This window comes from Shinella lacus (assembly GCF_010994755.1).
Lineage (GTDB): Bacteria > Pseudomonadota > Alphaproteobacteria > Rhizobiales > Rhizobiaceae > Shinella > Shinella lacus.
Genome location: NZ_WHSB02000002.1, coordinates 42,446 through 69,133, shown reverse-complemented (window position 1 = coordinate 69,133; position 26,688 = coordinate 42,446). Strand labels below are relative to the sequence as shown.

25 protein-coding genes and 1 riboswitch are annotated in these 26,688 nt (G+C 65.5%); of the genes, 3 read left to right on the top strand and 22 right to left on the bottom strand.

Annotation, left to right across the window (positions count from 1 at the left end; translation table 11 throughout):
- Positions 1 to 4: 4 nt before the first annotated feature.
- The 6 genes from GB927_RS04850 to hemN all read right to left on the bottom strand — a co-directional run bounded on the left by GB927_RS04850 (position 5) and on the right by hemN (position 5,887).
- The gene (locus tag GB927_RS04850; RefSeq protein ID WP_256115507.1) at positions 5 to 1,033 is read right to left on the bottom strand and encodes a zinc-binding dehydrogenase; all 1,029 of its coding nucleotides are present in this window, start codon (positions 1,031 to 1,033) and stop codon (positions 5 to 7) included.
- Between the two features lie 13 nt (positions 1,034 to 1,046).
- Positions 1,047 to 2,333, bottom strand: coding sequence for a beta-ketoacyl-ACP synthase (locus GB927_RS04845; RefSeq protein WP_256115506.1), 1,287 nt, complete (start codon positions 2,331 to 2,333; stop codon positions 1,047 to 1,049).
- Between the two features lie 10 nt (positions 2,334 to 2,343).
- On the bottom strand, positions 2,344 to 3,543 hold the full coding sequence (locus GB927_RS04840; protein WP_256115505.1) for a beta-ketoacyl-ACP synthase: 1,200 nt from the start codon (positions 3,541 to 3,543) through the stop codon (positions 2,344 to 2,346).
- Positions 3,540 to 4,022 carry a 3-hydroxyacyl-ACP dehydratase FabZ family protein gene (locus tag GB927_RS04835; RefSeq protein ID WP_256115504.1) on the bottom strand — a complete coding sequence of 161 codons (483 nt, stop codon included), beginning with the start codon at positions 4,020 to 4,022 and terminating at the stop codon, positions 3,540 to 3,542. Before GB927_RS04835 ends, GB927_RS04840 begins: the two co-directional genes overlap by 4 nt.
- A gap of 115 nt (positions 4,023 to 4,137) precedes the next feature.
- Positions 4,138 to 4,422 (bottom strand): acyl carrier protein, encoded by a 285-nt coding sequence (locus tag GB927_RS04830; protein ID WP_256115503.1) that lies wholly within the window; start codon positions 4,420 to 4,422, stop codon positions 4,138 to 4,140.
- A 124-nt stretch (positions 4,423 to 4,546) separates the two neighbouring features.
- Positions 4,547 to 5,887, bottom strand: coding sequence for an oxygen-independent coproporphyrinogen III oxidase (hemN, locus tag GB927_RS04825; RefSeq protein ID WP_256115502.1), 1,341 nt, complete (start codon positions 5,885 to 5,887; stop codon positions 4,547 to 4,549).
- Between the two features lie 200 nt (positions 5,888 to 6,087).
- On the opposite strand from hemN, the gene GB927_RS04820 reads away from it, so the two are divergent.
- Positions 6,088 to 6,813, top strand: coding sequence for a Crp/Fnr family transcriptional regulator (locus GB927_RS04820; protein ID WP_256115501.1), 726 nt, complete (start codon positions 6,088 to 6,090; stop codon positions 6,811 to 6,813).
- Between the two features lie 14 nt (positions 6,814 to 6,827).
- Here the strand turns inward: GB927_RS04820 and GB927_RS04815 are convergent, their stop codons facing one another.
- The 8 genes from GB927_RS04815 to GB927_RS04780 all read right to left on the bottom strand — a co-directional run bounded on the left by GB927_RS04815 (position 6,828) and on the right by GB927_RS04780 (position 13,280).
- Positions 6,828 to 7,256: a L,D-transpeptidase gene (locus GB927_RS04815; protein ID WP_256115500.1), complete on the bottom strand. Its 429-nt coding sequence runs from the start codon at positions 7,254 to 7,256 to the stop codon at positions 6,828 to 6,830.
- Between the two features lie 152 nt (positions 7,257 to 7,408).
- On the bottom strand, positions 7,409 to 8,389 hold the full coding sequence (cbiB, locus tag GB927_RS04810; RefSeq protein WP_256115499.1) for an adenosylcobinamide-phosphate synthase CbiB: 981 nt from the start codon (positions 8,387 to 8,389) through the stop codon (positions 7,409 to 7,411).
- Entirely contained in the window at positions 8,386 to 9,399 is a 1,014-nt protein-coding gene (gene cobD, locus GB927_RS04805) for a threonine-phosphate decarboxylase CobD (RefSeq protein WP_256115498.1), read from the bottom strand. The genes cbiB and cobD overlap by 4 nt, the downstream gene beginning before the upstream one ends.
- On the bottom strand, positions 9,396 to 10,703 hold the full coding sequence (locus tag GB927_RS04800; protein ID WP_256115497.1) for a cobyrinic acid a,c-diamide synthase CobB: 1,308 nt from the start codon (positions 10,701 to 10,703) through the stop codon (positions 9,396 to 9,398). Before GB927_RS04800 ends, cobD begins: the two co-directional genes overlap by 4 nt.
- Complete coding sequence (gene cobA / locus GB927_RS04795; protein ID WP_256115496.1) at positions 10,700 to 11,542, bottom strand: uroporphyrinogen-III C-methyltransferase; 843 nt, start codon at positions 11,540 to 11,542, stop codon at positions 10,700 to 10,702. The genes GB927_RS04800 and cobA overlap by 4 nt, the downstream gene beginning before the upstream one ends.
- The gene (locus tag GB927_RS04790) at positions 11,542 to 12,018 is read right to left on the bottom strand and encodes a cobalamin biosynthesis protein (RefSeq protein ID WP_256115495.1); all 477 of its coding nucleotides are present in this window, start codon (positions 12,016 to 12,018) and stop codon (positions 11,542 to 11,544) included. The genes cobA and GB927_RS04790 overlap by 1 nt, the downstream gene beginning before the upstream one ends.
- Before the next feature lie 200 nt (positions 12,019 to 12,218).
- A complete protein-coding gene (locus GB927_RS04785; RefSeq protein ID WP_256115494.1) occupies positions 12,219 to 12,407 on the bottom strand; it encodes a hypothetical protein in 189 nt (62 codons plus the stop codon).
- A gap of 21 nt (positions 12,408 to 12,428) precedes the next feature.
- Complete coding sequence (locus GB927_RS04780; RefSeq protein WP_256115493.1) at positions 12,429 to 13,280, bottom strand: serine hydrolase domain-containing protein; 852 nt, start codon at positions 13,278 to 13,280, stop codon at positions 12,429 to 12,431.
- Between the two features lie 166 nt (positions 13,281 to 13,446).
- On the opposite strand from GB927_RS04780, the gene GB927_RS04775 reads away from it, so the two are divergent.
- Positions 13,447 to 14,232, top strand: a complete 786-nt coding sequence (locus GB927_RS04775; RefSeq protein ID WP_256115492.1) for a TSUP family transporter — start codon at positions 13,447 to 13,449, stop codon at positions 14,230 to 14,232.
- A 4-nt stretch (positions 14,233 to 14,236) separates the two neighbouring features.
- Here GB927_RS04775 and cobO read toward each other — a convergent pair whose 3' ends face one another.
- The 8 genes from cobO to GB927_RS04735 all read right to left on the bottom strand — a co-directional run bounded on the left by cobO (position 14,237) and on the right by GB927_RS04735 (position 25,732).
- On the bottom strand, positions 14,237 to 14,878 hold the full coding sequence (cobO, locus tag GB927_RS04770) for a cob(I)yrinic acid a,c-diamide adenosyltransferase (protein ID WP_256115490.1): 642 nt from the start codon (positions 14,876 to 14,878) through the stop codon (positions 14,237 to 14,239).
- Positions 14,879 to 14,904: 26 nt separating this feature from the next.
- Positions 14,905 to 18,861, bottom strand: a complete 3,957-nt coding sequence (gene cobN, locus GB927_RS04765; RefSeq protein ID WP_256115489.1) for a cobaltochelatase subunit CobN — start codon at positions 18,859 to 18,861, stop codon at positions 14,905 to 14,907.
- A gap of 255 nt (positions 18,862 to 19,116) precedes the next feature.
- A complete protein-coding gene (gene cobW, locus GB927_RS04760; protein ID WP_256115487.1) occupies positions 19,117 to 20,166 on the bottom strand; it encodes a cobalamin biosynthesis protein CobW in 1,050 nt (349 codons plus the stop codon).
- Positions 20,167 to 20,170: 4 nt separating this feature from the next.
- The gene (cobU, locus tag GB927_RS04755) at positions 20,171 to 20,695 is read right to left on the bottom strand and encodes a bifunctional adenosylcobinamide kinase/adenosylcobinamide-phosphate guanylyltransferase (protein WP_256115485.1); all 525 of its coding nucleotides are present in this window, start codon (positions 20,693 to 20,695) and stop codon (positions 20,171 to 20,173) included.
- Between the two features lies 1 nt (position 20,696).
- Positions 20,697 to 21,497, bottom strand: a complete 801-nt coding sequence (locus GB927_RS04750) for a CbtA family protein (RefSeq protein WP_256115484.1) — start codon at positions 21,495 to 21,497, stop codon at positions 20,697 to 20,699.
- Positions 21,498 to 21,509: 12 nt separating this feature from the next.
- The gene (locus tag GB927_RS04745; RefSeq protein ID WP_256115483.1) at positions 21,510 to 21,686 is read right to left on the bottom strand and encodes a CbtB domain-containing protein; all 177 of its coding nucleotides are present in this window, start codon (positions 21,684 to 21,686) and stop codon (positions 21,510 to 21,512) included.
- A 47-nt stretch (positions 21,687 to 21,733) separates the two neighbouring features.
- Positions 21,734 to 22,103: riboswitch (cobalamin riboswitch) on the bottom strand.
- 71 nt (positions 22,104 to 22,174) lie between these two features.
- Positions 22,175 to 24,127, bottom strand: a complete 1,953-nt coding sequence (locus GB927_RS04740; RefSeq protein ID WP_256115482.1) for a peptidoglycan-binding domain-containing protein — start codon at positions 24,125 to 24,127, stop codon at positions 22,175 to 22,177.
- Between the two features lie 141 nt (positions 24,128 to 24,268).
- A complete protein-coding gene (locus tag GB927_RS04735) occupies positions 24,269 to 25,732 on the bottom strand; it encodes a cobyric acid synthase (protein WP_256115481.1) in 1,464 nt (487 codons plus the stop codon).
- A gap of 245 nt (positions 25,733 to 25,977) precedes the next feature.
- Between GB927_RS04735 and GB927_RS04730 the strand changes: the two genes are divergently transcribed.
- Entirely contained in the window at positions 25,978 to 26,121 is a 144-nt protein-coding gene (locus tag GB927_RS04730) for a hypothetical protein (protein ID WP_256115480.1), read from the top strand.
- The last annotated feature ends 567 nt before the right edge of the window (positions 26,122 to 26,688 follow it).

Genomic DNA, 26,688 nt, shown 5'->3' with positions numbered 1-26,688 from the left:
GGCGTCAGTCCAGCCTCAGGACAATCTTGCCGAAGATCTGGCGCGATTCCATGCGTTCCAAAGCGGTCGCAATGCCGTCGAAGGTGATTTCGGTGTCGATGACCGGGTGCACGAGGCCGCGCGCCATCTTCTGCATGGCATTCGACATGTTCTCCATGCGGCAGCCGAAGGAGCCGAGCAGCTTCAACTGCTGCTGGAAAAGCATCATCAGGTTCATATCGGTCGAGATGCCCGAGGTGGAGCCGCAGGTGACGAGACGCCCGCCGCGCTTCATGCAGAGCATCGAGCCCGCCCAGGTATCCTTGCCGACATGTTCGAAGACGACGTCGACGCCCTTCTTCTTGGTCAGCTTGCGCACGACGCCCTCGAAGCGGTCTTCGCGGTAGTTGATGACATGGTCGGCGCCGAGCGCCTTCGCCCGTTCGATCTTGTCGTTCGAGCCGACGGTTGTGATGACGGTGCAGCCGATTTTCTTGGCAAGCTGGATGGCCGCCGAGCCGATGCCGGAGCCGCCGGCATGGACGAGGATCGTCTCGCCCGGTTCGAGTCTCGCGTTGTCGAACAGCATGTGCTCGACCGTGCCGAAGGTGACGGGGGCGAGTGCGGCCGCGACCGCATCCACGCCGGGAGGAGCCGGCACGAGCAGGCGGGCGGGAAGGTTCACCTTCTCCTGCGCAAAACCATCGAGGTGGAAGCCATGCACGCCGCCGACATGTTCGCAGAGGTTGTCGCGGCCTTCGCGGCACGGCTTGCAGAGGCCGCAAGTGCGCGCGCCATAAATCGAAACGAGCTGGCCGGGCAGCACGCTGGAGACACCGGGGCCGAGCGTCTCGACGACGCCGGCCGCTTCCGCGCCAATGACGAGCGGCATCTTGCGCTTGGCGAACGCCATGCCGCGCCAGCCCCAGACGTCGATATGGTTGAGCGCCACGGCTTTCACGCGCAACGTGACCTCGCCGGGGCCGGGGGCGTCCGGTTCCGGAATATCGGTCAGTTCAAGCTTGCGGTCGTCGAGAAGCTGCAGGGCGCGCATGGCAAAATTCCTATCAGGCCGGTTCGGCCGTCATGACGAGGCTGGCGTTCTGGCCGCCGAAGCCGAAGGAGTTGGAGAGAACTGCGGTGACGCGCGCATCGCGCTTCACGTTCGGCACGACGTCGAGAACGATCGCCGGGTCGGGGTTCGTGTAGTTGATGGTCGGCGGAAGCGTGCCGGTTAGCATGGTCTGGATCGAGAACACCGCCTCGACGGCACCCGCCGCCGTCAGCGTATGGCCGATCATCGACTTGTTGGACGAGACCGGAATGCCCGCCAGCTTCTCGCCGAAGACGGTCGACATGGAGAGATATTCCATCTTGTCGTTTTCCGGCGTCGAAGTGCCATGCGCATTGATATAGCCGATGCCGCTCTCGTCGATGCCGGCGTCTTCCAGTGCGGCACGAATCGTCGCAATCGCCGGGCCGCCATCCGGCGAGGAGCGCGTGCGGTGGAAATGGTCGGCCTTCTCGCCGCAGCCCTTGAGGATGCCGAGCACCTTGGCGCCGCGCGCGATGGCGGATTCCAGCGATTCCAGCACGAGCGTCGCCGCACCTTCGGCAATGACGAAGCCGTCGCGGTCCTTGCTGAAGGGCTTTGAGGCCTTGGTCGGCGGATCGTTCTGCGTCGATAGCGCGGAAAGCAGCGCGAAGCGGATCAGCGCTTCGGCCGTCACCGAGCCATCGGTGCCGACGGTGAGCGCCCGGTCGGTGCGACCCTGGCGGATCGCCTCGACGCCGAGCTGGATGGCGGTGGCGCCGGAAGCACAAGCGGTCGACAGCGTCACCGGCAGCCCACGCGTGCCAAAACGATCGGCAAGGCGCTCGGAGATCGCCCCGAAGGCCCAGGCCTCATGCAGCGCCGGTTCGGGCTTGTCGCGCAGCACGGAAAGGAAGCGGTCATAAGCATCGCCCGGACGCTGCGACGGCGGCGCGCGGTCGGCCAGCGCGAAACGATCGCTCCAGTCCGGCTCGATCGGCGGCGCGGCCAGGAAGAGCGGGCCGCCGAAGTCGCGGGAAAGGCCGGCCTGCGCCAGAGCCTCGTCCGTCGTCTCGCGGGCATAGGCGAAGGAACGCTCGACCGGGTTTTCGACGGGAAGGTCGATGAAATCGACGGTGCCGGAAATACGGGTGTTGAGCCCTTCGACGGGAAAACGCGTGATGCCGTGGATGCCGGACACGCCGCCGGTCAGCGCTGCCCAGTTGTCCTGGAGCCCCTGCCCGAGCGAGGTGATCACGCCCATGCCGGTAATGGCGACGATCGGGCGACCGAGATGATCCCTGTAAGCGGCTTTCGTCATGGCCGTAACCTCACTTCTCTGCGACAAGAATTGCGACGCCCTCGCCGCGCGAATGCCCGACCGTCGTGACAACAGCGGCGCGCGCCGGCGCGCTCATCGCCGCCTCGGACGCCGCATCGAACGGGGCGACCTTGAGACCCGCGCCGAGCGTCAGCGCGGCAAGCGCCAGGCCGAGCGGAAACTGCGCTTCGAGCGCCTGGCCGGTGACGGCGCTGAAGCCGCGCACCGGGCTGCCGGGAAAGCGTTGGTCGAGCCAGGCCCGTTCCCGCGCCGTCGGGCCATGCTGGCCGGAAGCGCCGGAGAAGACCAGGGTGTCGGCGCCCGTCGCAGCACCCTCCGCCAATTGATCGAGGCGGGCTTCGAGCCGGCCCTCGTCGCGCGAACCGCGGTCGCCGCCGATCGCGTCGATCGTCGCATAGATGCGCGCATTGCGGGCCTCGGCATGCGCCCGGGATTCGAGGATCAGGAAGGCCGCCGCGGTGCCGGTGATGATGCCGCCGCCGGCATCCTCGACGCGCGACCAGAGCGGCGCCCAGCCGCCGGTCGCATGCGCGCCGATCGCCTCATAGAGCAGGATGACGTCCTGCCGTTCGGCAACCAGCGCACTGCCGACGAGCGTATGCGTCGACTGGCCGGAACGGATGCGGTGGAAGGCGGTCTCGACGGCGCTGATGCCGGCCGCCTCCTCGCCCATGAAGGTACGCGAGGAGCCCGTGACCTTGTGCACGATGGAAATATTGCCGGCGAGCAGATTGGAAAGCTGGGCAAGGAACAGCGTCGGACGCAGTTCCGTCGTCAGCTTCTCGTTCAAAAGCCGCTCGCGATCGTTGCGCTTCAGGCCCTCGTCGACGATCAGGGAATCGACCGCGATATCGCGCTCGCCGCCGCCGGCCGCCACGATCATGTCCATCGTGCCGCAGGCTTCCGCATTGTCCTTGAAGCCGGCATCGTCCAGCGCAAGGCCCGCGGTGAACACGCCGAGGCGCTGCCAGTTCTCCATCTGGCGCTGGTCGCCACGCTTGGGGATCTGCTGGTTCCAGTCGATCTCCGGCATCGGATGCACCGGATAGGGCGCGAAACGGGCCGTCTCGATCTTCAGGTCCGGCGCCGTCGCGGCACCGAGGATCGCCACATGCGCCTGCGCCCCGACACCCTGACAGGTGACGATGCCGACGCCCGTGATCACCACATCGTTGTTCGCCATGCTCACTTTCCTTCCGCAGACGCCTCGAGCGCCTCGAACAAACCCACCTCGCCCGCGCGCTTGCGCACGATATCGCCGAGCGGCACCTCGGCAAACGGCACGGTGCGCAGCTTCAGCTGCGCGTCGCAGACCTTCTTGCCGGCCGACGTGATCTTCGCCTTGGTCACGGCATAACCCGACCCGTCATGCTCCAGCACGGCCTCGATGTCGAGCACCGCATCGGGCTCGACGAAGGCGCGCATCTTGGCGCCGTCGACGGTCATCAGGAAAGGCATGGCGGCAAAATCCGTCGCCGCCAGCACGAGGAAGCCGGAGGCCTGTGCCATCGTCTCGATGAGAAGCACGCCGGGAACGAGCGGCATGCCGGGGAAATGGCCTTCGAAGACGGGGCTTTGCGCGGGCACGACCGAGCGGGCCTTCAACACGCGGCGCGCGCCGTCGATGGCTTCCACGCGATCGATCATCTGGAAATATTCGAGCAGCATCGGGATATCACCTGCGGCGGGGTCCGGAAATCGAAAGGCCTGCCGAAGTCGGCAGGCCGCGAGCCAAAGGCACCGGGATCGTCCAGTCAATCCCGCCGAGGCGGGCGCCGTAACCTCAAGCCTTGGCGGCGCGAAGCTCGTCGATCTTGGCGCAGAGGTTCTTCAGGACGAAATACTCTTCCGTCGCGACCTTGCCTTCGTTGACTTCCTGCGTCCACTGTTCCAGCGGGATCTTGATGCCGAATTCCTTGTCGATCGCGAAGACGATGTCGAGGAAGTCCAGGCTGTCGATGCCGAGATCGTCGATCGTGTGGCTGTCAGGCGTGATCGTCTCGCGATCGATCTCGCTGGTCTCAGCAATGATGTCGGCAACCTTGTCGAATGTAGCAGTCACGCCCATACCTCATGAATCTATAGTCGCGCGATCCTATAGGGAAAACGGACGCAATTGCCAATGGGGTTTGATGAGGGCCCTGCGCAGTCGGCGCTGCTGTGTTGCGCAAACAGCATGGCGCAACCGCCGGTCAGACCGCGATGGAATGCCGGCCGCGGCCGCTGGCGAGATGCGCGTCGAAGACGGCGGCGACCGTGCGGGCAAAGGGCCGCCCGGCCGGCGTCAGCAGGAAACGCTCCCCGTCGATGCGGCAGAGGCCATCCCTGTCGGCGGCTGCAAAGCCGGTCGCCTCCGCGCGGATCGTACGGCGAAACGCCGACGGCAGGTCGGCGAAGGCAAAACCGAAATCGCACATGACCCGTTCGATGACGAAGGCGCGGGCGCGATCCTCCTCCGTCAGCGCGTAGCCCCGCACCGCCGCCAAGCCATCCTCCTCCACCCGGCGCAGATATTCGCCCGTCGCCGGCATGTTCTGGATATAACCTTGCGGAAGCTGGCCAATGGAAGAGGCGCCGAGGCCGATCAGCGCATCCGCCTGGTCATCGGTATAGCCCTGGAAATTGCGCCGCAGCGTGCCTTGCCGCGCCGCAAGGGCAAGCCGGTCCGCCGGCAGCGCGAAGTGGTCGATGCCGATCGCTTCATAGCCCACCGCCACCAGCATCTCCGCCGCCATCGTCATTTGATGGAACCGCGCGACAATGCCCGGCAGGACCGCCTCGTCGATCATCGTCTGGTGCTTCTTCATCCACGGCACATGGGCATAGCCGAAGAGCGCGATGCGATCGGGAGCCAGCGTAATGACCGCGCGCACGGTTTCCGCCAGCGTTTCCATGGTCTGGTACGGCAATCCATAAAGAATGTCGCAATTGACCGAGCGCACGCCCCGCGCCCGCGCCGCCTCCACCACGCCGCGCGTCTGTTCGAAGGTCTGGATGCGGTTGATCGCTTTCTGCACCTTGGGATCGAAATCCTGGATGCCGAGGCTGGCACGCGTCATGCCGATTTCGGAAAGCGCATCGTGGCGGGCCTCGTCGAGATCGTTCGGGTCCATCTCGACGGAGATTTCCGCATCGCTCGCGAAGGCGAAGTTTTGCGCCAGACAGTGCTTGAGCGCGATCATGTCCTGCGGCCGCAGCAGGGTCGGCGAGCCGCCGCCGAAATGCAGCGCGGTGACGGGTGCGTCGCGCGAAACGCGGGCGCCGACCGCGGCGATTTCGGCGTGAAGTCCCTTCAGATAGGCCTCGATCGGCTCGTAACGCAGCGTCTGCTTCGTGTGGCAGGCGCAGAACCAGCAGAGCCGGTCGCAATAGGGAATGTGGGCATAGAGCGACAGCCGATTGTCCCGCCCGAGCAGGCCAAGCCAGTCCGCATAGACCTCCGTGCCGATACTATCGTTGAAATGCGGCGCGGTCGGATAGCTTGTATAACGCGGCACCGGCGACGAAAGGCGTTTCACGAGGTCGTCCTGCATGGTCATCTCCTTGCTCGCCAAGGCAAATAAACCTGAAATGGCCGCCGCCATTTGATTTTGATCAAGTGAAAGGCGGAATGACTGGTCTAGGATTTGACAATAGTCAGGAAGCGCCATTTTGCCGCGAGGCGGCACGCTTTATGTTGCTGTCTGCGTGCGGTAGCACCGCGATATGCGCCGCAAGGCGAAAGGAAACCGATATGGAAATTCGCCGCCAAGATATCCATAATTCCGATATCCCGCTTGTCTGCCGCGCCTGCGAGGCACGCCATGGCGGCGTATGCGGCGTGCTGACGGCCGAGCAGCTGACCGAGCTCAACAAACATTCCTCCCGCCACCGGCTGGACAGCGGCGCCGAAGTGATCGGCCAGGGCGAGACGGTGGTGAACTATTCCAACATCATGCGCGGCGTGGTGAAGCTGACGAAGGTGATGGCGGACGGCCGCCAGCAGATCGTCGGCCTGCAGTTCGCGCCCGATTTCCTCGGCCGCCCGTTCCTCGCCGAAAGCGCGATCTCCGCGGAAGCGGCGACGGAAAGCGAAATCTGCAATTTTCCGCGCAACGTGCTCGACCGGCTGGTCAAGAGGACGCCGGAGCTGGAGCACCGGCTGCACCAGCAGGCGCTGAAGGAGCTGGACGAGGCGCGCGACTGGATGCTGACGCTCGGCCGCAAGTCGGCGCAGGAGAAGGTCGCGAGCTTCCTCTACCTCATCGCCACCCATATCGACCCGGAAAGCGTCGACATGTCCTCGTTCGACCTGCCGCTGTCACGCGCCGATATCGCCGATTTCCTCGGGCTGACGATCGAGACCGTCAGCCGCCAGTTCACCAAGCTGCGCAAGGAAAACGTCATCCGCATCGAGAACAACCGCCACGTCACGGTTCCCGACATGGACCGCCTGATGCGCCACGCCGGCAACGACTAAGGCTTCCCCTCGCCTCAGCGCGTGATAACGATGCGCGTGTTCGAAAGCCCGCTGCGGTTTGCCATCTGGTAGAACGTCGCCGCATTGTCCGGCGAGAGCCGCACGCAGCCATGCGAGGCCGGCCGGCCCAGGCGCTTGGTCTCATAGGTCGCGTGCACCGCATATCCCCCCTTGAAGAAGATCGCGAAGGGCATGGGCGCGTTGTTGTATTTGCGCGAACGGTGGTTGCGCGACGCCCATTTCGCGCTCCAGGCGCCCGTCGGCGTGCCATAGCCCTTGCGGCCGGTGGAGACGCGCCAGCGGTGCTTGACCACGCCGTTCTGAGTAACGGTCATGGTTTGCGAAGAAAGGCTGATCTGTGCGGTAATGTTGGCGGCAAGTGCGGTCTGGGTTTGAAACAGTACAAGAAGGAATGCGACTGCGGTCGCAAATAACTTACGCATGACTTCCCCTCAAAACGATTGGGCATGGCTTGAACGCCATGTCTCACGGCGAGACAGAATATAGACGTTTCAGCCTTCCGCAATATTGACGGGGGTGGCGAAAAGAAAACGAAGTTAAGCTGTAAAATTTTAGTGAAGTGCGGCCCGGGCGCTCAAAGCAGAGCGGAAAGAAGCGCCGCCAGCAATACAACGCCCGCAAGAGCAGCGCAGGCTGCGGAAAATATCCGCAAGGACAGATCGATATCCGCGATCGTCGCCACGGTGCGGCCGCTGGCATTCATCATCGGCTCATCGACGCGCGTGCCGCCATAGATGCGCGGGCCGGCAAGGCCGATGCCAAGTGCCCCGGCCATGGCGGCTTCCGGCCAGCCGGAATTCGGCGAGCGATGCAGGCCGCTGTCGCGCAGCGCCGTGCCGATTGCCGCCCGCGCCGCCGCCCAGCCCTTGCGCAGCCACGCGCCGGCGGCGATGAAGGCGATCGACAGGCGCGCGGCCGGCCAGTTGGCGAGGTCGTCCAGCCGGGCGGAGGCCCAGCCGAAATCGAGATATTTCGCGTTCTTGTGGCCGATCATCGAATCGGCCGTGTTCAACATCTTGTAGGCGAAGAGGCCCGGCAGGCCGAACAGCGCATACCAGAGGGCCGGCGCCACGACGCCGTCGGAAAAATTCTCCGCGAGGCTTTCGATGCCCGCCCGGCAGACCGCCGGTTCGTCGAGCGTCGCCGGATCGCGCCCGACGATCATCGACACGGCCTGGCGCCCGCCTTCCAGCCCACCGCGCTTGAGGCCGCTGGAAACGGCGCGCACGTGATCGTAGAGGCTCTTCTGGGCGAGGAAGATCGCGACGACGACGATCTCGACGATGGCGCCAATGAGCCCAAGGGGGCCGAGAAGTCGGTGCACGAGGACACCGAGGAAGACGCTGGCCGCAAGCAGCACGGCAATCCCGACCGCGCCATTGAACCGTTTGGTGTCGGCGGAGAGGCGTTTTCCGTTGAAGAGCTTGTCCATCAGCCCGATCGCGCGGCCGAACAGCACGACCGGATGCGGCACGCGCCGCCAGAGCTTTTCCGGATCGCCGACGAGGCGATCCAGCACGAGGGCGAAGAACAGCAGGAAAAGCGTCTCCGTCATCGACCGGCCATCCCCTCCGCCAGCGCCGCGGCAAGCCGCGCATCCCCTGCGGCATCGGGCGTAAGGCCGAAGCGCAGCCAGCGCGGATTGTAGTCGAACGGCCTGACAAGGATATGGCGGCGGCAGAGCGCTTCGTGGAGGGCCGCAGCATCCGCATGCTCGACCAGCGAAAAGAGACCGGTGCCGCCTACGACCGTGAGACCCGCGCCGGTCAGTACCGCATCGAGCGCCGCCTTGCGCGCCGCAATGGAGCGGCCAATGACGGTAGTGTCGGAGCCCATCAGGCGTGTTGCGATGGTGAGCGCCGGGCCGGAGACGGCCCAGGGGCCAAGCCCGTCCTCGATACGCTCGATCACCGCTGTCTCGCCGACAACGAAGCCGAGGCGCAGGCCCGCGAGGCCGAAAAACTTGCCGAAAGAGCGGAAGACGAGAAGACCCGGCCGGCCTTCGCCGGCAAGCGGCGCGATGCAGCTTTCCGGGCGCATGTCGCCAAAGGCCTCGTCGACGACCAGAAGTCCGCCCTCGCCCGCGACGCGGGCATGCAGGTCGAGCAGCGTCTCGCGTGAAAACAGGCGGCCGTCCGGGTTGTTCGGATTGACGACGATGACGAGGCCGTGTGCGCCTGTCACTTCCGCGGGGTTGGCGACGCGATCCACCGGCACGCCGGCATTGCCAAGCACGCGGGCATATTCGCCATAGGTCGGCGAAAACACGGCGGCGCGGCGGCCGGCGGCGACGAGGCGCGGAAGCAACTGAATGACGGATTGCGTGCCGGGAACCGGGAGCGGCAGCGCATTGGGCGTGCCGTAGTAGCGGGCGGCGGCAGCGCGGGTTTCGTCCTGCCGGTGGCGATCCGGCAGGCGGTGCCAGGCGGCGACATCGACCTCGGGAAGCACGGCGGGAATGGGGTTGATACCGGTGGAAAGGTCGAGCCAGTCCTCCGGCCGGCCACCGAAACGCGCGGCCGCCGCGGCAATGCCGCCGCCATGCACGATAGGCGGCGCGGTCATGCCGCCTCCGGCGCGAGATCGATCAGGTGCATGTAGGAGCCGCTGACGGCACCGCGCCGCAGGCCGGCCTCGCCGAGATCGTCGCCCATCGCATCCGTGACGGCAAAGAGGCGCTCCGCCTCACCTTCATGCACGACAGTCGAATAATGGAATTCATGCGCCGTCATCGGTGCGGCAAACCCGCTGCCCTCAAGCGGCGTGACACGGCGATAGCCGAGATGGCGGCGGCGTTCGGCAAAGCTGGTGACGAGCGGCAACAGGCCGAGCATCTCGTAGCGCGATCCATCCGCCGCAACCAGAGCCTCCCCCAGAGTCATATACCCCCCGCATTCGCCATAGACACGCGCCCCCCGGCGCGCCACCGAATGCATGCCTAGGCGGAAATGGCCGGCATTGGCAAGAGCCGGCCCATGCAGTTCCGGATAGCCGCCGGGCAGATAAACCGCATCGGCGTCGGCGGCCGGCGCTTCGTCGGCCAAAGGCGAGAAGAAGGAGAGGCTTGCACCAGCACCGCGCCAGCCGATCAGCAGGTGCTCGTAGGTGAAGGCGAAAGCGACGTCCTGGGCGATGGCAATGCGCTGGCCGAGCGGCGGCAAGCGCGAAACGGACGGCCCCGGCGCCTGCAAGGCGCGAGTCGCCGCCACCGAAACCAGCCGATCGAGATCGCAGCAGCGCTTCACCACATCCGCCGCATGCGCGATAAAACTTTCCAGCCTGCCATGCTCGCCGGCCTGCACCAGGCCGAGATGGCGCTCCGGCAGGGCCAGCGCCGGATCGCGCTCCAGCACGCCGAAAATCTCGACGCCGCTTGCCTCCAGCGCACCACGCAGCATCGCCTCGTGCCTGACGCTGCCGACCTTATTGAGGATGACGCCGGCAACCTGGATATCGCGGCGGAAATCCCGGTAGCCCAGCACCATGGCCGCGACGGACTGGGACAGGCGGCTGCAATCCACGACGAGCACGACCGGCAGGCCGAGCGTTGCCGCAAGGTCAGCCGGCGCGCCGGTGCCGTCGGCAGCCCCGTCGAAAAGGCCCATCATCGCCTCGATCAGCAGGAAATCGCCCGCGCCGGCCTGCGTGGCGGCATTGTCCCGGATCATTTCCGGGCGCATCGCCCAGGGATCGTAGTTGAGGCAGGGCTTGCGGCTGGCGGCGGCGTGGAAGGCCGGGTCGATATAGTCCGGCCCCGCCTTGCCGGAGACGAGACTGAGGCCGGCATCGGCCAGCGCGCGCGCCAGTCCCAGCGTCACCGTCGTCTTGCCGGAGCCGGACGCAGGCGCGGCGATGAGCAATCCGCTCATGCCTGGTCCTTCATTTCATGCGAACGAAACGGATCGGGTGCCAGAGTGCGGCCCGCCGTCAGCGCACCGAGCCAGTCGAGCGAGGGCCGCAGCCGCACGACCTCGCCGACGACGACGATGGCGGGCGGCTCGATGCCGGCGGCGGCGACATCGGCCTCGGCACGCGCGAGCGTGGTTTCCAGCACCTGCTGCTCGGCGGTCGCGGCATTGCAGACGAAGGCGACCGGCTCGTCCGGCGAACGCCCTCCGGCGATGAGGTTGGCGGCGATCTGGCCGATATGTTTCATCGCCATATACATGACGATGACGGGGGAGCCCTTGGCGATGCCTTCCCAGTTGATGCGGTCCGGCACGAGGCCGGAGGAATCATGGCCCGTCAGGAAGGTGACCGCGTGGTTGACCTCCCGGTGGGTGACCGGGATGCCGGCATAGGCAAGCCCGCCGATGCCCGCCGTAATGCCCGGCACGATGCGGAAGGGAATGCCGTGTTCGACCAGCGTCAGCGCCTCCTCGCCGCCGCGCCCGAACACGAAGGGATCGCCACCCTTCAGCCGCAGCACGCGATGGCCGACGCGCGCCAGCTCGACGAGCCGCAGCGAAATGTCCCGCTGCTTGTGCGAGGGTTTGCCCCCGCGTTTTCCGGCGAATTCCAGCACGGCGCCGGGACGTGCGAGCGACAGGCACTCGGCATTGACCAGCGCATCATGCACGATGACATCCGCCTGCTGGAGCGCATTGGCGGCATGCAGCGTCAGCAGGCCCGGATCCCCCGGCCCGGCGCCGACGAGCCAGACGCTGCCTTTTTCCATCGACGGGAGGGCGGAAAACAGGGTCTGCATCAGGCGTGGTCCCGGCTTGAATCAAGGAAAGAGGAGACGGAATCACTTCCGGAGGAATCCCCCGCAAAGGATTGGAAAGATTCCGCGATCGCCACGGTCGCATGCGCCGATTTCGTCTTTTCCACGATCAGCCTGCCGCCTGCCCCGGCCTGCGCCAGCGCCGCCGCCTCGGCGACACCGTGGCAGCCGGTATGGGCGAAGACGATCGTCGATGGATTGGCAAGCCGCGGCGTCTCTGCCTCAAGACGTGCGGCTGGGAAGGTCACGAGCGGCGCAAAAAAATGCCGGGCAACGGCGTGCATGGCCGGCTCATCAGCCCGCACATCCAGCGTCGCGACGAAGGCGACGTCCGAGGGGCGCGCGACGACCGATATGGCAAGATCGATGAGTTCGGCGGGGGGCGTGCCGCGTTCGCAGCCGAGGCCGAGCACGAGCGATCGTCGTCCGGCGTCCCGTGATGTGGCCTCTTGGCGCATTGGCGGTCTCTCGCAAAATTCCACGCGAAAGGGCCCGGCCATGCCGTCTCCGACAGTTCCGGATGAAGCCCCGTCTTGGTCGGCCGCACCGGACACCGCTCGGCCCGCCAGGCGGGCACCGTCGCACCCTCCTTAGTACCGGAGGGCGAAAGGCCGGTCAAACCGGATTGCGCCAGCGACGATGCCGGATGCGGCATGCCTCAGATGGTTTGCAGGTTGGCGATCACGATTTCCCGCCAGATGCGCGTCGGCGACACCCAGGCTTCCGGCGCGTTGTAATTGCCGGAGAAAATAACGCAGGCGAGTTCTGCATCCGGCATCAGCCACAGCCGCTGACCGCCATTGCCGAAGCCGGCCACCCACGGCCGCACCTCGCCGAAGGCCGGCACGAATGCCGCGTCGGTGAACCATTAGCGGCCATAACCAAGCCCGTCATCGGTCGGGACAACCCGCGCACATGATTTTTCGATCCAGCGTTGCGAAACGATCTGCCGACCTCTGGCAAGACCATTGTCCAGCACCATCTGGCCGATCCGCAGCAGATCCCCCGGCCGCAGGCGAAGGCCGGATGCGGGGGACGCAACGCCGTCCCGCCCGCTCATCCATTCGAAATCCAGGATACCGAGCGGTGCAAACAGCGCGTCGCGGGCAAAATCCTCGATCCTGAGCCCCGTCCCGCGCTCGATCACCGCGCCCACCAGCGCCGTCGCACCACCCGAATAGACCCAGCGTGTGCCGGGCGCATGCAAAGCCGGCTGCGCCAGCACGAAACGATAGCGGTCCGGCGCGTTTTCCATCGCGATCTCGCTGTTCAGCGGATCGGCATAGGAGCGGTATTCGTCCCATTCGAGCCCGAGCGTCATGGTCAACGCATGGTCGATCGTCAGGCCGGCGCGCGCCGGATCGGCCGCAAGGTCGGGATATTCCGGAAACTGGGCAAGAAGCGGTGCCTCCGGCGGCGGAACGAGACCGCGATCGAGGGCGATACCATAAAGCAGGCCGACGACGCTCTTCGTCACCGAACGCAGATCATGCAGCGTGCCGGCATCGAAGGCGACGGTGCCGAGCGGCATGCCCCAGCTCTCGTCCGGCGCCTCGCGATAATGCTCCAGCACCAGCTTGCCGCAGCGGCTGACCAACACGGCATGCACATCGCGGATCAGGCCCGATTCGATGCCGGCCAGAAGTTTCCGCTCCAGCCCGGCGGCAAACCCCTGCTCCTCAGCCGCAGCACTTTCCAACGCGCCTACAGATCCGTTCATGTTCAACCCCTCTTTCGCCGCGCACCACTCTACATACGCACCACCAGCCTGTTTGATCCGTGTTGCGCGAAACGCACAAGAGGCCTGGCAACGTGAGGCTTTGCTTTTGCCGCGCAGTCTGACAGAAGACCAGCCACGTCTCTCCCTCGCGCCCCCGAGTACCGTCTTGGCCGATATCGCCCCTCAGATCCTGTTCTTCCTGTTTCTTGCCGCCTTCCTCGCCGGCTTCATCGATTCCATTGCGGGCGGCGGCGGCATGATCACCATTCCCGCCATGCTGATCGCCGGCATTCCGCCGCTCGAGTCGCTCGGCACGAACAAGCTGCAATCGCTGTTCGGCTCCGGCTCGGCGACGCTCGCCTATGCTCGCGCCGGCCATGTGCGGCTCAGCGAACAATTGCCGATGGCGGCGCTTTCGGCGTTCGGCGCGGTGTTCGGCGCGCTGCTCGCCACCATCGTTCCCGGCGACGTGCTGAAGGCGGTGCTGCCCTTCCTGCTGGTGGCGATCGCCGTCTATTTCGGGCTGAAGCCGAATATCGGCGATGTCGACAAACACCGCCGCATGGGCGTCTTCCTGTTCACCGTCACCATCGTGCCGCTGATCGGCTTCTATGACGGCGTGTTCGGCCCGGGCACCGGCTCGTTCTTCATGCTCGCCTTCGTGACGCTCGCCGGCTTCGGCGTGCTGAAGGCGACCGCACACACGAAGCTTTTGAATTTCGGCTCGAATGTCGGCGCCTTCGTCGTCTTCCTGTTTTACGGCGTCGTGCTGTGGAAGGTCGGCCTCGTCATGGGTGCCGGCCAGTTCCTCGGCGCGCAGGTCGGCTCGCGCGTGGCGATGAAGGTCGGCGCTAAGGTTATCAAACCCCTCCTCATCGTCACCTCCGTGGCACTCGCCATCCGCCTCATGGCCGATCCGAGCCATCCGATCCGCGTCTGGCTCGGCTGGTAAGGCTTTAGTATTCCACGCCCTGCTGCGCCTTGATGCCCGAGCGGAACGGATGCTTCAAAAGCTCCATCTCGGTCGCGAGGTCGGCGATCTCGATCAGCTCTTCCTTGGCGTTGCGGCCGGTCAGCACCACATGGGTCATGTGCGGCTTCTCGGTTTGCAGGAACGCGATCACGTCCTTCACGTCGATATAGTCATAGCGCAGCGCGATGTTGATCTCGTCGAGCAGCACCATGGAGTTCCGCTCGTCGCGGATCAGTTCCTTCGCCTTCTCCCAGGCCTTTTCCGCCATCGCGATGTCGCGGGCGCGGTCCTGCGTCTCCCAGGTAAAGCCCTCGCCGAGCGTGTAGAACTGGCAGATATCGGAGAAATGCGCCTCGATCAGGTCACGCTCGCCCGTCGCCCAGGCGCCCTTGATGAACTGCACGACGGCGCAGGGCTTCTTATGCGCGATATGGCGGAAGATCATGCCGAAGCCGGCGGTCGACTTGCCCTTGCCCTTGCCGGTATGGACGATGACCAGGCCCTTCTCGTCCGTCTTCGTCGCCATGATCTTTTCGCGCGCATGCTTCTTCTTCGCCATCTTCTCCGAATGGCGGGCGAGTTCGGCTTCGCTCATGCCGGCAGTTTCGTCATGGTTCTCGGTCATAGCTCTTCCCTTTGCATCGATTGTCTTCACGAGGCCTTGCGCCGGCCCAGCCTGTCGAGATCATAGCGCGCCGAATTCGACCGCGGTGTCCAGAGCCGCCGGTCGATCGCCTCGGCAAAACGAGCCGCCATCTCGGCGAGCGCCGCCGGGTTCTTCTCCAGCAGGAAATCGCGCACCCGCTCGTCGAGCACATAGGCCTGGTAGGCGGCTTCGAAATGATGATCCTTCACGGCACCCGTCGTGGCGGCGAAGGCGAACATGAAATCGACCGTGGCAGCGATCTCGAAGGCGCCCTTGTAGCCATGGCGCATGACGCCGTCGATCCATTTCGGATTGACCACGCGGGCGCGCACGACACGGCCGATCTCATCCTCCAGCGTGCGCACCACCGGCTTTTCCGGCCGCGACAGGTCGTTGTGGTAGATCACGGGCTGCTTGCCGGAGAGATGCTCGGCGGCGGCCGCCATGCCGCCCTCGAACTGGTAGTATTCGTCGCTGTCCAGCAGGTCGTGCTCGCGGCTGTCCTGGTTCTGCACGACGGCCTGCAGGCTCGTCATGCGCGCCTCCAGCCTTTCGCGCATCGGCACGCCGTCGCTCTCGCCGTCATAGGCATGCGCGCCCCATTCGAGCCACGCCTCGGCAAGGTCTCCCCGCTCGGTCCACAGGCCCTCGTCCACCATCGTCTGGAGCCCGGCGCCATAACCGCCGGATTTCGCGCCAAAAATGCGGAAACCCGCCTGCTTCATCGCCTCGGCCTCCGACGCGCCCTTTGCGGCAAGCGCTGCCGCCTCGGTGCGCATGCGCGCGGCAATCGGATTGTCCGCATCGTCCTCGTCGAGCGCACCCACGGCGCGCACGGCCCGGTCAAACAACGCGATCTGCTCCGGAAAGGCGTCGCGGAAGAAGCCGGAAATGCGCAGCGTCACGTCGACACGTGGATGGCGCAGCATGGCGGGCGGGATGACCTCGAAGCCGGTGACGCGGCGCGAGGCCATGTCCCAGGTCGGCTTCACGCCGATCAGCGCCATGGCCTGCGCGATGTCGTCGCCGCCTGTGCGCATGTTGGAGGTGCCCCAGGCCGTGATGCCGAAGGCCGTCGGCCATTCGCCATGGTCCTGCGCATAGCGGGTGACCAGCAGTTCGGCGGACTTTTTGCCAAGCTCCCAGGCCGCCGGCGTTGGCACGGCCCGGCTGTCGACCGAATAGAAATTGCGCCCCGTCGGCAAAACATCCGGCCGCCCGCGCGTCGGCGCGCCCGAGGGGCCGGGTTCGATGAAGCGACCGTCGAGACCCCGCATCAGCGCCGTGATCTCCGCCGCGCCGCAGGCGGCGATGGCCGGGCCAATGGTGCTTTCGATCGTGTCGAGCACGGCGCGGGTGGCGTGCCAATTTTCCGGGCAAGGGAACGTGCCGTCCACCAACTTTGCGGCAAGCAGTTCGATGCGCTCCACCGTATCGCCCTTGCTGCGCCATTGGGCGTCGGACTGGGCTTCGAGGATTTGCGGGCGAGGGCCGGTCCACGGGTCCGAGGGGATGCAGTCGAGCGGGTCGAAGGTGTGCCGTGGGGCACCCCCCTCTGCCCTGCCGGGCATCTCCCCCTCAAGGGGGGAGATCGGCTGGAAGCCACGCCCTGTTTCTTCAGCACCGGCTGCATCTGCCGCCCCGCCTACGCCGGATGGGAAGGAGATCTCTCCTCCATCGATCTCCCCCCTTGAGGGGGAGATGGCCGGCAGGCCAGAGGGGGGTGTCCCACCACCCAACGCATCCTCCGCAATCGCCCGTTGCAGGCTCGCCTCGCCACCCTCGCCAAGGCCGCGCGGCACGCGGGCGAGCGCCACCGTCAGGTCGGTGAGGAGGCGCCCCGTCGGCGAGACGCCGAAGACGTGCAGGCCGTCGCGGATCTGCATTTCCTTGAGGTCGCAGAGATAGGCGTCGAGTTTTTGCAGCGCCGCCTCCTCGCCGTCCGAGCGGGCGATGCCGGCGTCGCGGTCGAGGCCGATGTCGCGCACGAGGTCGAGGATCTGCTTCGTCAGCAGCTTGATGCGCCGCGGATCGCCGCCCGATGCCTCGTAATATTCGTCGACCAGCGCTTCCAGATCCTTCAGCGGGCCATAGGTCTCGGCGCGGGTCAGCGGCGGCGTCAGGTGGTCGATGATTACGGCGGCGGAGCGGCGCTTGGCCTGCGTACCCTCGCCCGGATCGTTGACGATGAAGGGATAGAGATGCGGCACGGGGCCGAGCACCGCTTCCGGATAGCAGCCTTCCGACAGCGCCAGCGCCTTGCCCGGCAGCCATTCGAGATTGCCGTGTTTGCCCATATGCACAATGGCATGGGCGCCATAGTGCTGGCGCAGGAACGCGTAGAAGGCCAGGTAACCATGCGGCGGCACGAGATCCGGCGAATGATAGGTGTCCTTCGGATCGATATTGTAGCCGCGCGCCGGCTGGATGCCGACCAGCGTCTCGCCGAAGCGGGCAAGCGGCAGGGCGAAGACGTCGCCGGTAACGAAGGGGTCCTCTTCCGGCGTGCCCCACCGAGCCGTCATCTCAGCTTGAATCTGCGCGGGAAGATCGGCGAAAAACGCCTTGTATTGATTCAACGAAAGCGTTTCGCGGATTTCGCGGCCGTCGCTTGCCGCATTGGTCGGTCCGGCCATCAGGTGCGCGATCAGCGCGTCGCCATCGGCCGACAGGTCGGCGATCGCATAACCCTCCGCCGCCATGGCGCGCAGCACTTCCATCGTGCCGGCGGGCGTATCGAGCCCCACGCCGTTGCCGAGGCGGCCGTCGCGGTTCGGATAGTTGGCCATGACGATGGCGATGCGCCGCTCCACCGGTTTTGCGCGCCGCAGCCGCGCCCAGCCGGCGGCAAGCCGCGCCACGAATTGGATGCGATCCTCCACCGGATCGAGGCTGACGATGTTCGTCTCGACGCGCTCGTCATAGCGCGCTGCTGCCTTGAAGGAGACCGCACGGCTGAGCACGCGGCCGTCCACCTCCGGCAGCGAGACGTTCATGCCGAGATCGCGGGCCGTCAGCCCCTGCCCCGAGGCCTCCCAGGCCGCCCTCGACGACCCGGAGAAGATGGCTTGCAGCACCGGCGCGCCCGTCTCGTCGAGTACCGTCGGCTTGCGCCCGGCGCCCGGCGCGGAGACGGCGAAGCTCGTGGCGTTCAGCACGACCTCCGGCTGGATTTCGGCAAAGGCGGCGCGCACCGTCTCGATGGATGCGGGTTCCTTGAGGCTGGAGACGAAGAGCGGCAAGGCACGCACGCCCTCGGCCGCAAGCGCCTCGATCAGCATTTCGACGGGGCGTGTCTCGCCGCTCTGAACATAGGCACGGTAGAAGCTGATGGCGGCGGTCGAGGGTTCGAGTCCCTCCTCCGCTACCACCTTTCGGCCTGCCTCCTCACGCCATGTCTCGATATCAACGACACCCCGCCCCGGCCACCAGATGCCGGCCTTCTCCAGCGGCGTCGCAGCGTCGGGCTTCTCACCGCCAAAGACCAGCGCATCGGCATAGGCGAGGAAGCGCTCGGCATTGTCCGCCCCGCCCTCATTCAGATAGGCCCAGAGATGTTGTCGGTCCGCGTCATCCACGCGGTTGAACGGCACGATGCCCTCGTCCGGCCGGTCGTCGCCGGGCAACGCAACGAGCTTGATGCCGTTGGCCACCGCCGTCGCCAGCAGGGCTTCGAGCACATAGCGAAAATAGCTGGCGCCGCCGAGTGCGCGGATGACGATGAGTTTGGCGTGACGCGCGGTGCGTTCGATATAGGTATCGACCGACATCGGATGCGAGAGCGTCGCGAGGCTGGCGAGGCGCAGCCGCGTTTGCGTATCCCGTCCGCGATGTGCGGCGGCGATGGCCGCGAGTTCGGTGTCGGCGGCGGAGAGGAAGAGGATGTCGCCGGGCGTCTGGCCCAGGTCGATTGCCTCCTTGCCGTCGGCGATGGTTCCCTTCTGGGCTAGCAGGAGGTGCATGCGGCGCCTCCAACTTGCTGGTTTGCCGTGCCGGTGGATCCTCGGGTCAAGCCCGAGGATGACGGAGGTTGTGGTAGCTGCGGAGCACCTAAAATTACCCCGCAAGAAAACCGCCGCCTGCCAAAGCAAGCCCCTCGATAGACCGACAGCCTCCCCTCCCCACCGTCATCCTCGGGCTTGGCCCGAGGATCCACCGGCGCGGCAAACCGCGCCCGAAGCGCCGAAGAGAGGGACTGCCGCATCCTCATGCCGAAATCACACCGCCGCGGCGATGGCCGCGCGCACGGCCGCTTCGTCCATGTCGTGCAGGCCGATGACGACGAAGCGGGTGCCGCGGTTTTCGCCCGGCGTCCAGGCGCGTTCGAAATAGCTGTCGATGCGGCTGCCGACGGCCTGGACGAGCAGGCGCAACGGCTTGCCGGGCACGTCTGCAAAACCCTTGAGGCGCAGCACGTCGTGTTCGGCGATCACGCCCTTGAGGCGCTCGATGAAGGCGGCCGGGTCGGCGATGGCACCGAGTTCCACGACAAAACTGTCGAACTCGTCGTGGTCGTGCTCTTCGCCGTTCTCGTGCTCCAGTTCATGATGGGACTTGCGGTTGGCGATGTCGTCTTCCGTGCCGACGCCGAGGCCGAGCAGCACGGCGGCGGCGACTTCGCCGTTCTTCGCCTCGATCATCGCGGGCTTGCGGACGGTGCGCGAGGCGACTTCGTCGCGCACGATCTGCAGACCGGCGGCGTCGATCAGGTCCGTCTTGTTGAGAATGATGAGGTCGGCAGCCGTGAGCTGGTCCTCGAACAGTTCTTCCAGCGGGCTTTCGTGGTCGAGGTTGTCGTCCTCGACACGCAGCGCATCCACCTTGTCATGATCGTCGGCGAAGCGGCCGGCGGCGACGGCGGCACTGTCCACAACGGTGATAACGCCGTCGACCGTCACCTGAGTCTTGATTTCCGGCCAGTTGAAGGCGGCGACGAGCGGCTGCGGCAAAGCGAGGCCGGAGGTCTCGATGACGATGTGGTCCGGGCGGTTTTCACGTTCCAGCAGCTTCGACATGGTGGGGATGAAATCATCGGCGACGGTGCAGCAGATACAGCCGTTGGTGAGCTCGATGATGTCGTCCTCGCTACAGGCTTCCGCACCGCAGCCCTTCAGCACGTCGCCATCGACGCCGAGATCGCCGAACTCGTTGATGATGAGCGCGATGCGTTTTCCGCCGGCATTCTGGAGCAGGTTGCGGATCAGCGTCGTCTTGCCCGCGCCGAGGAAGCCGGTGATGACGGTGGCGGGGATTTTCTGTTGCAGCATAGGCTCAACCCTTCATTTTCAGCGGCAATCCGGCCGCGACGAAATAGACTTCTGGCACGAGGGCGGCGATCTGCTGATGCAGCCGCCCGGCATGGTCGCGGAATTCGCGCGCCATGCGGTTTTCCGGCACGATGCCGAGGCCGACCTCGTTGGAGACGAAAACCAGCCGACCCGGCGCCGCCGCGATCGATTCCGCGAGACCGGCAAATTCCGCGGCCATGTCGCGTTCCTCCAGCATCAGGTTGGTGACCCACAGCGTCAGGCAATCGACGAGTATCGCCCGGTCCGCGCGTGCCACATCCCTGATGCGGGTGGCGAGCGCAAGCGGCTCCTCATGGGTTTGCCAGCCCTCGCCGCGATCCTCACGGTGTTTGTCGATGCGCTGGCGCATCTCGTCGTCCCATGCCCGGCCGGTGGCGATGTAATGACGCGAAAGGCCGGTCTCGGCGACCAGCCTTTCGGCAAAAGCGGATTTTCCGGAACGCGCACCGCCCAGAACCAGGACGGCTCCGGGCGATGTCTGTGCCATATCAGGCGGCCTTGGCGATCTTCTCGTTGGCAAAACCCAGCGAGAGGCCGAGCACGATCCAGAAGAACAGCGTCGTGGCCAGCGCCGCGACGGCGAACTCCGCGCCGAGAACGGCCGGAACATTGCTGGAAATGTCGCCCGGCTGCGGCGCGCCATAGACCTGCGGCGCCGCAATCAGCACGATGCCAGCGATCTTGGCGACGATTCCGTCCTTGAGGAAGAGCAGGTAGAGCCCGGCCGCCGAAAGCACGATGGTCGCAACCCACCAGACCTGGCGGTCGCCGAGATCGGCGGCCGGAAAGCCCGGAAGTTCCGGCGGCAGGCCGATGGCCGGCAGCATGTGCACGGCAAGCCAGCCGGCAGCACCCCACAGCGCACCGTTCGCCACCGTGATCGAATGGCCGGAAACGAGGCTGAAGCCGGCGAGCAGCAGGGCAAAGCCCGAGCCGGTCACGAGGTTTGCGAGCAGCGTGCCGGAGAACCGGCTCATGCCGAACATGATGCCGCCCTCCTCGTGCTCTTCGCCCTCATGGGCATAGGCGACGGAGATCGGCGAGAAGGACGAAGCCACATCCAGAAGGACGGCGCCGAGCGAAGAATGCTCCTGCGTCTGCGTCTGCGTCTGGGTGGCGCCATCGGTGGAGGGCGTGGTGCCTTCGGTGGCCGGCGCGGTTTCGCCGCCGCCCTCGAATTCCTCCGCATGGAGAATGAGCGGCACGACTCGCGCCTCCTGGGCGGCTGTCATGAGCACGCCGGAGAACAGCCCGGCCACCAGGGCGGCCAGGAGATAACGAACGATCATGTCAAAAACTCCTTAGTGGCAGGGAAAGCCGTAGGAGTGACGGGTGTCGTGCGCCGTGTCGTGCAGCACGGCCGAATTCGCGAGGCCGGCGCCGAACACCAGGAAAGCGCCGATCAGAAGCGCGAAAACGCCGGCAACAAGGCGGTCGTTTGCGGAAAGGGTAACAGAAGACGTTGAAGAAACAGCCATGACAACCTCCGTGCAGGCGTTGGGGAAGCCCCTCCCCAGGTCGGGCGAAATGCCCTCATCGGCTGGCAGGTCTCCTGGCTCGCGGCGTCCGGCGTTTTTCAACGCCTGCGGAACATTCTCACCTTCCCGGGTAGACGCATCGCAAAAGGGTGGACGATTCGTAGACTAAGAGGCGTCCGGCCCCGGCTTATCGCGATGCCACCCAGTGGCTTTTCCGGCTGGTTTTCCCCGGCACGGCCTGAAGCACCATTGCTTCCTCCCGCACGCAGATCCTGCCTTCCGGATGAACGTCCCTCGCCACTCTACAGTCGCGGGGTCGGCCGTGATTGCAGCGCCCTATTTGGGTCCGCCGCGTCACATTCCCATTTACTCCCCGATCCGTTTCCGGATCCGGGAACCATCCAATAATCCGGATGATTATGCTTCCGCATCGCGCAAGTCAATCGATCGGCAGCGGCATCGCCTGTGCTGAAACCGCCGTCGCCCGTTCAATAGCCCGGAATGATCACCAGACCGCCGCCATCGTTGTAGTAGCTGTCGCCGCGGTATTCGCGCTCTTCATAGTACCCGTCGACCGGGCCTTCGAGCACGTCGTAGTCCTGCTGATAGCGGCGCTGGCGGTTCTGCCGGGCCTCGGCATATTGCGCGGCCTGCCGCAGGGCGCGGTATTGCGGACGCGACAGGTAGCCATCGGCGCGGTAGCCGGAGGAACCCTGCCAGGCGGCGATCGCCGAGCGGGTGCGCGGGCCGAAGACGCCGTCGACACCGTAGGTATTGTAGCCGAGCGCGCTCAGGAAGCGCTGTGCCTGCACGCGAATCGACCGGTCCATATAGGCCTCGCGGGGATCGACGATCGGCCGCTCCTCGGCGGCCTGGCGCTCGGTGTCGATGATGGCCGTCTCGGTTTCCTGCTTCGGCGTCACCGCCTCCTCGCGCTTGGTATCGGCCAGCGCTGCAAGCCGTTCGCGGGCATCCCCGACGAAACGACCATTCGGATATTCGTCGAGGTAAGCCTGGAAGGATTCCTGCGTGCCGCCGAGCACGGCCTTTTCGAACGTGTCTTCCTCGCGCTTCTTGGCGTCGTCGGCCCGCTCGATGGCGAGGCCGCGGTTCTTGCGCTCGGCGTCCTGTGTCTCGGCTTCGCGGGTGGCGGTCGCGGCTTCGCCGGTGTCAGCCCCCTCGGTTTCGGCATTGTCGGTATCGGCCTGCTTCGCGGCTTGCGCGGCCTCTTCGGCGCGTTTTTCAGCCTCTTCGGCAAGGCGGGCAGCTTCCGCCGCCTTTGCTTCGGCATCCGCCGCAGCGCGTGCCGCGTCGGCCTTCAGCTTCTCCACTTCGGCGGCCTTTTCTTCCGCAAGCTTGCGCGCGGCGGCTGCTTCTTCCTGGATGCGCGCCTTTTCTTCGGCAGCGGCCTTCTCGGTCTCGATGCGCTTGGCTTCGGCCTCGCGGCGGGCGGCGGCTTCCTCTTCGGCCCGCGCCTTCTGCGCCGCCGCTGCCTCTTCGGCCTTCTGGCGTTCGGCTTCCGCCTTCAGGCGCGCCGTTTCTTCCGCCTTCGCTTTGTCCGCAGCCGCCTGGGCCTCCGCCTTCAGGCGCTCGGCCTCGGCGGCCTGTTCGTCGGCCAGCTTGCGCGCAGCCGCTTCCTTCTGTTCGGCTTCCGCCTTCAGGCGGGCGGCTTCTTCGGTGCGGGCTTTTTCCTCAGCTGCGGCTTCCGCCTTTGCTTTCTCCTCGGCAGCCGCTTTTTTCTCGGCCAGTTCGCGGGCGGTGGCTTCTTCCTGAACCTGCCGCGCCTTGGCTTCCGCCTGGCGAAGCGCTTCTTGCGCATCCGCCTTGGCCTTTTCGACGCTGGCAGCCTTCTTGGCCTCGGCTTCGGCCTTCAGTCGTGCCGTTTCGGCCTCCGCCTTGGCTTTCTCGGCCTCGGCGGCCTTCTGTGCCTCTTCTTCGGCCTTCTTCGTCTCAGCCTCCGCCTTCAGGCGCGCCGCTTCCGCATCGGCCTTCGCCTTCTCGGCTTCCGCGGTTTTCCGGGCTTCTTCCTCGGCCTTGGCCTTTTCCGCCGCCGCCTGCTCTTCCGCCTTCGCCTTTTCGGCAGCGGCCGCCTGTTCCGCCTTGGCCTTGGCGTCCGCCTCGGCCTGCTCGGTGGAGGTGCCGGTCGTCTGCTTCACCTTGGCGGCGGCCTGCAATTCGGCGATGCGCAGACGCGCCATCGAGGCGAAAGTGCCGTTCGGATATTGCTTCAGATAGGTTTCGTACTGCGTGAGGTCGCTGCCGGCGGAAACCTTCTGCCAGAGCGAAAATTCCTCTTCCCAGCGTTTTCCGGCACTTCCGGCTTCCTTGCCGGTGGTGGCCTGGGCGAAGGCGATTGCCGGCTGGCCTGCGAGCGTCAGCCCGACCAGGCTTGCAAGGCCGATCCTCACCAGAACGGATCGTGCGAGAGGTCCAGAACCCATAGTCGTCTCACCCTTTCGAAGGCGCTGCGCCCGGCAACCGGGCGGATTTCCATCTGTCCTCGCACCGAATTCTGGCGCAACTTTGGTGCGGCAGGCCGGCAGTCACAGGAACCCGATGGCTGAACGTTTCAGGGGCGCGATTTAATCAGCGCTGCCTAAAAGGCGATCGAGCCAGGCCGGGTCGAGAACGGCCTCCAGCTCCGCCGCCACACCATCCAGCGCCACGTCGACGCCTGCCCGATAATCGAAGCCGCCGCCCTCGATGCCGAAGTCGGCGAGCAGCCGCGCCCGGTAGGCATCGCTCGAAAGCAGGCCGTGCAGATAGGTGCCCATCACCCGGCCATCCGGCGAGATCGCGCCATCCGGCCGCCCGTCGATGCTGACGGCGGGCTTGAGCGCATCCGGCCCGGTGGTGCGGCCGAGGTGGATTTCGTAGCCCTCCAGCGGCACGTCATATTGCAGCGAGCGAGCCGTGCTGTTGCGCACGGTCTTTTCCGGCGCCATTTCCGTTTCGACCGCCAGCAGCCCGAGGCCTTCGACCTTGCGCTCGCTGCCCTCGATGCCGAGCGGATCGGTGACGCGCTGGCCCAGCATCTGGTAACCGCCGCAAATGCCGATAACGCGACCGCCGCGGCGCATATGCATCGCGAGGTCCCTGTCCCAGCCGGCGGCGCGGAAATCGCCGAGGTCGGAAATGGTGGATTTCGAGCCGGGCAGCACGACCAGCCCGGCATCGGCCGGAAAACGCTCGCCCGGGCGCACGAAGACGAGATCGACCTGCGGCTCGGCCTTCAGCGGGTCGAGATCGTCGAAATTGGCAATGCGCGGCAGCACCGGCACCGCCACTTTCAAAGCGCCCTCGCCGCCTTTTGCTAGCCGCTCCAGAACTACGGAATCCTCTGCCGGCAGGCGCGCGGCGTCCTTCAGCCACGGCACGACGCCGAAACAGGGCCAGCCGGTGAAGCGGCCGATCTCAATAATCCCGTCGTCGAACAGCGTCACGTCGCCACGAAACTTGTTGATGAGGTAGCCGGTCACCATGCGCCGGTCTTCCTCCGGCAATATGGCGTGCGTGCCGACCAGCGAGGCGATCACGCCGCCGCGGTCGATGTCGCCGACGAGCACGACCGGCACATTGGCGCGTGTCGCAAAGCCCATATTGGCAATGTCGCCGGCCCGGAGGTTGATTTCCGCCGGCGAGCCCGCGCCTTCGACGACGACGAGATCGGCACCGTCCGAAACGATCCCGAAACTTTCCAGCACCGCATCCATCAGCTTCGGTTTGAGCGCCTGGTAGTCCCGCCCCTTCGCCTGGCCGAAGACTTTTCCCTGCACGATGATCTGGCTGCCGACGTCGGATTGCGGCTTCAGCAGCACCGGGTTCATATGCACGGAGGACGGCACGCGGGCGGCGAGCGATTGCAGCCATTGCGCGCGGCCGATCTCGCCGCCATCGGCGGAAACGGCGGCGTTGTTCGACATGTTCTGCGGCTTGAACGGGCGCACCTTGAGGCCGCGGTTCGCGGCGATGCGACAGAGCCCCGCCACCAATACCGTTTTTCCGACATCGGAGCCGGTTCCCTGCAGCATGATCGTTCTTGTCATGCCTTCCCCCTAGCATTCCGCCCCGTCGCCGAAAAGCCCTGATTTACCGCAATTCCGCCCCAATTTGGCGGCGGCGGGAGATGCAATTCCGCAACAGAAAGTCATGCAATTCGAGCATGGCAGATCTGCTGTTCATTCTGCGACATTTTGCGCCGTGAACGATCGTGACTTTCGCCCCGGACATGCCTATATCAACGTCATCACACAGCCGAGGCGAGTGGCTTCGGGTTTCAAGGACAAAGACCATGCTGTTCATCTTCAGCAAGCCGAATTTCGTACAGATCGCCTGGAACGGCGAAGCCCCCCAGAGCCAGTCCCGCGTGCGCAACGTCGTCATGGACGCCCCGCTCGGTCCGCTTGGCTTCATCCGCACGCGCTCCGTCGGCTGATTGTTTCGAGCGCGACGTCAGGTCCGCTCGCATGGAACGTCGCCTCTCTCCGGGAGGCGGCGTTTTTTATGGATTTTTGTTTCTGAAGGTGCGCCAGAACGGCGAAAGCCGTGCATCCCGTTAAGTGATGCACGGCTTGCCAGATACGCATGGCGGCTTCCGACAAAAACGCATCGGAGCCCAAGGCACTCCGGTACGCTAGACCTTTCCGGAGCGGACGGCGGTGTCCCCCGCCATGTCCAAAGCAATAGCGGCACATCCTTACCGGACCGTTATCGGGAGCTTAAGCAAAGATGAATCGCGATTTTTTTTGAAAAATCGCGAAATATTTTTTGCAAGCGCAAAGCGGCGCATACGGAACAGGATATGTCCGCATTCAACGACCATCGTGCGCCGCCAGTCTATCGGCCCCGCGGACATTTGCCCCGATGCGAGCAAACGCCCATTTTTTCCACCGTATGGTTGCCGGTTTTTCAGCATCTTGCCCTCCCGCCGGGCCGCAACTGACAGAGGAAGGACGCGCAGGAGGTTGATTTCTCAATGAGAACCCGTAGGCTACCCCTGTGA

Bases quoted from the DNA above. Each gene is read 5' to 3' on its own strand.
- cobW (WP_256115487.1), bottom strand. From the start codon at position 20,166: ATGCTGCAACAGAAAATCCCCGCCACCGTCATCACCGGCTTCCTCGGC.
- GB927_RS04750 (WP_256115484.1), bottom strand. From the start codon at position 21,497: ATGATCGTTCGTTATCTCCTGGCCGCCCTGGTGGCCGGGCTGTTCTCC.
- GB927_RS04735 (WP_256115481.1), bottom strand. From the start codon at position 25,732: ATGACAAGAACGATCATGCTGCAGGGAACCGGCTCCGATGTCGGAAAA.
- GB927_RS04830 (WP_256115503.1), bottom strand. From the start codon at position 4,422: ATGGGCGTGACTGCTACATTCGACAAGGTTGCCGACATCATTGCTGAG.
- GB927_RS04780 (WP_256115493.1), bottom strand. From the start codon at position 13,280: ATGAACGGATCTGTAGGCGCGTTGGAAAGTGCTGCGGCTGAGGAGCAG.
- cobD (WP_256115498.1), bottom strand. From the start codon at position 9,399: ATGACCGCGCCGCCTATCGTGCATGGCGGCGGCATTGCCGCGGCGGCC.
- GB927_RS04815 (WP_256115500.1), bottom strand. From the start codon at position 7,256: ATGCGTAAGTTATTTGCGACCGCAGTCGCATTCCTTCTTGTACTGTTT.
- GB927_RS04850 (WP_256115507.1), bottom strand. From the start codon at position 1,033: ATGCGCGCCCTGCAGCTTCTCGACGACCGCAAGCTTGAACTGACCGAT.
- GB927_RS04745 (WP_256115483.1), bottom strand. From the start codon at position 21,686: ATGGCTGTTTCTTCAACGTCTTCTGTTACCCTTTCCGCAAACGACCGC.
- cobN (WP_256115489.1), bottom strand. From the start codon at position 18,861: ATGCACCTCCTGCTAGCCCAGAAGGGAACCATCGCCGACGGCAAGGAG.
- hemN (WP_256115502.1), bottom strand. From the start codon at position 5,887: ATGCAGGACGACCTCGTGAAACGCCTTTCGTCGCCGGTGCCGCGTTAT.
- GB927_RS04790 (WP_256115495.1), bottom strand. From the start codon at position 12,018: ATGCGCCAAGAGGCCACATCACGGGACGCCGGACGACGATCGCTCGTG.
- GB927_RS04730 (WP_256115480.1), top strand. From the start codon at position 25,978: ATGCTGTTCATCTTCAGCAAGCCGAATTTCGTACAGATCGCCTGGAAC.
- GB927_RS04740 (WP_256115482.1), bottom strand. From the start codon at position 24,127: ATGGGTTCTGGACCTCTCGCACGATCCGTTCTGGTGAGGATCGGCCTT.
- cobU (WP_256115485.1), bottom strand. From the start codon at position 20,695: ATGGCACAGACATCGCCCGGAGCCGTCCTGGTTCTGGGCGGTGCGCGT.
- cobO (WP_256115490.1), bottom strand. From the start codon at position 14,878: ATGACCGAGAACCATGACGAAACTGCCGGCATGAGCGAAGCCGAACTC.
- cbiB (WP_256115499.1), bottom strand. From the start codon at position 8,389: ATGACGGAGACGCTTTTCCTGCTGTTCTTCGCCCTCGTGCTGGATCGC.
- GB927_RS04800 (WP_256115497.1), bottom strand. From the start codon at position 10,703: ATGAGCGGATTGCTCATCGCCGCGCCTGCGTCCGGCTCCGGCAAGACG.
- GB927_RS04820 (WP_256115501.1), top strand. From the start codon at position 6,088: ATGGAAATTCGCCGCCAAGATATCCATAATTCCGATATCCCGCTTGTC.
- GB927_RS04845 (WP_256115506.1), bottom strand. From the start codon at position 2,333: ATGACGAAAGCCGCTTACAGGGATCATCTCGGTCGCCCGATCGTCGCC.
- cobA (WP_256115496.1), bottom strand. From the start codon at position 11,542: ATGCAGACCCTGTTTTCCGCCCTCCCGTCGATGGAAAAAGGCAGCGTC.
- GB927_RS04835 (WP_256115504.1), bottom strand. From the start codon at position 4,022: ATGCTGCTCGAATATTTCCAGATGATCGATCGCGTGGAAGCCATCGAC.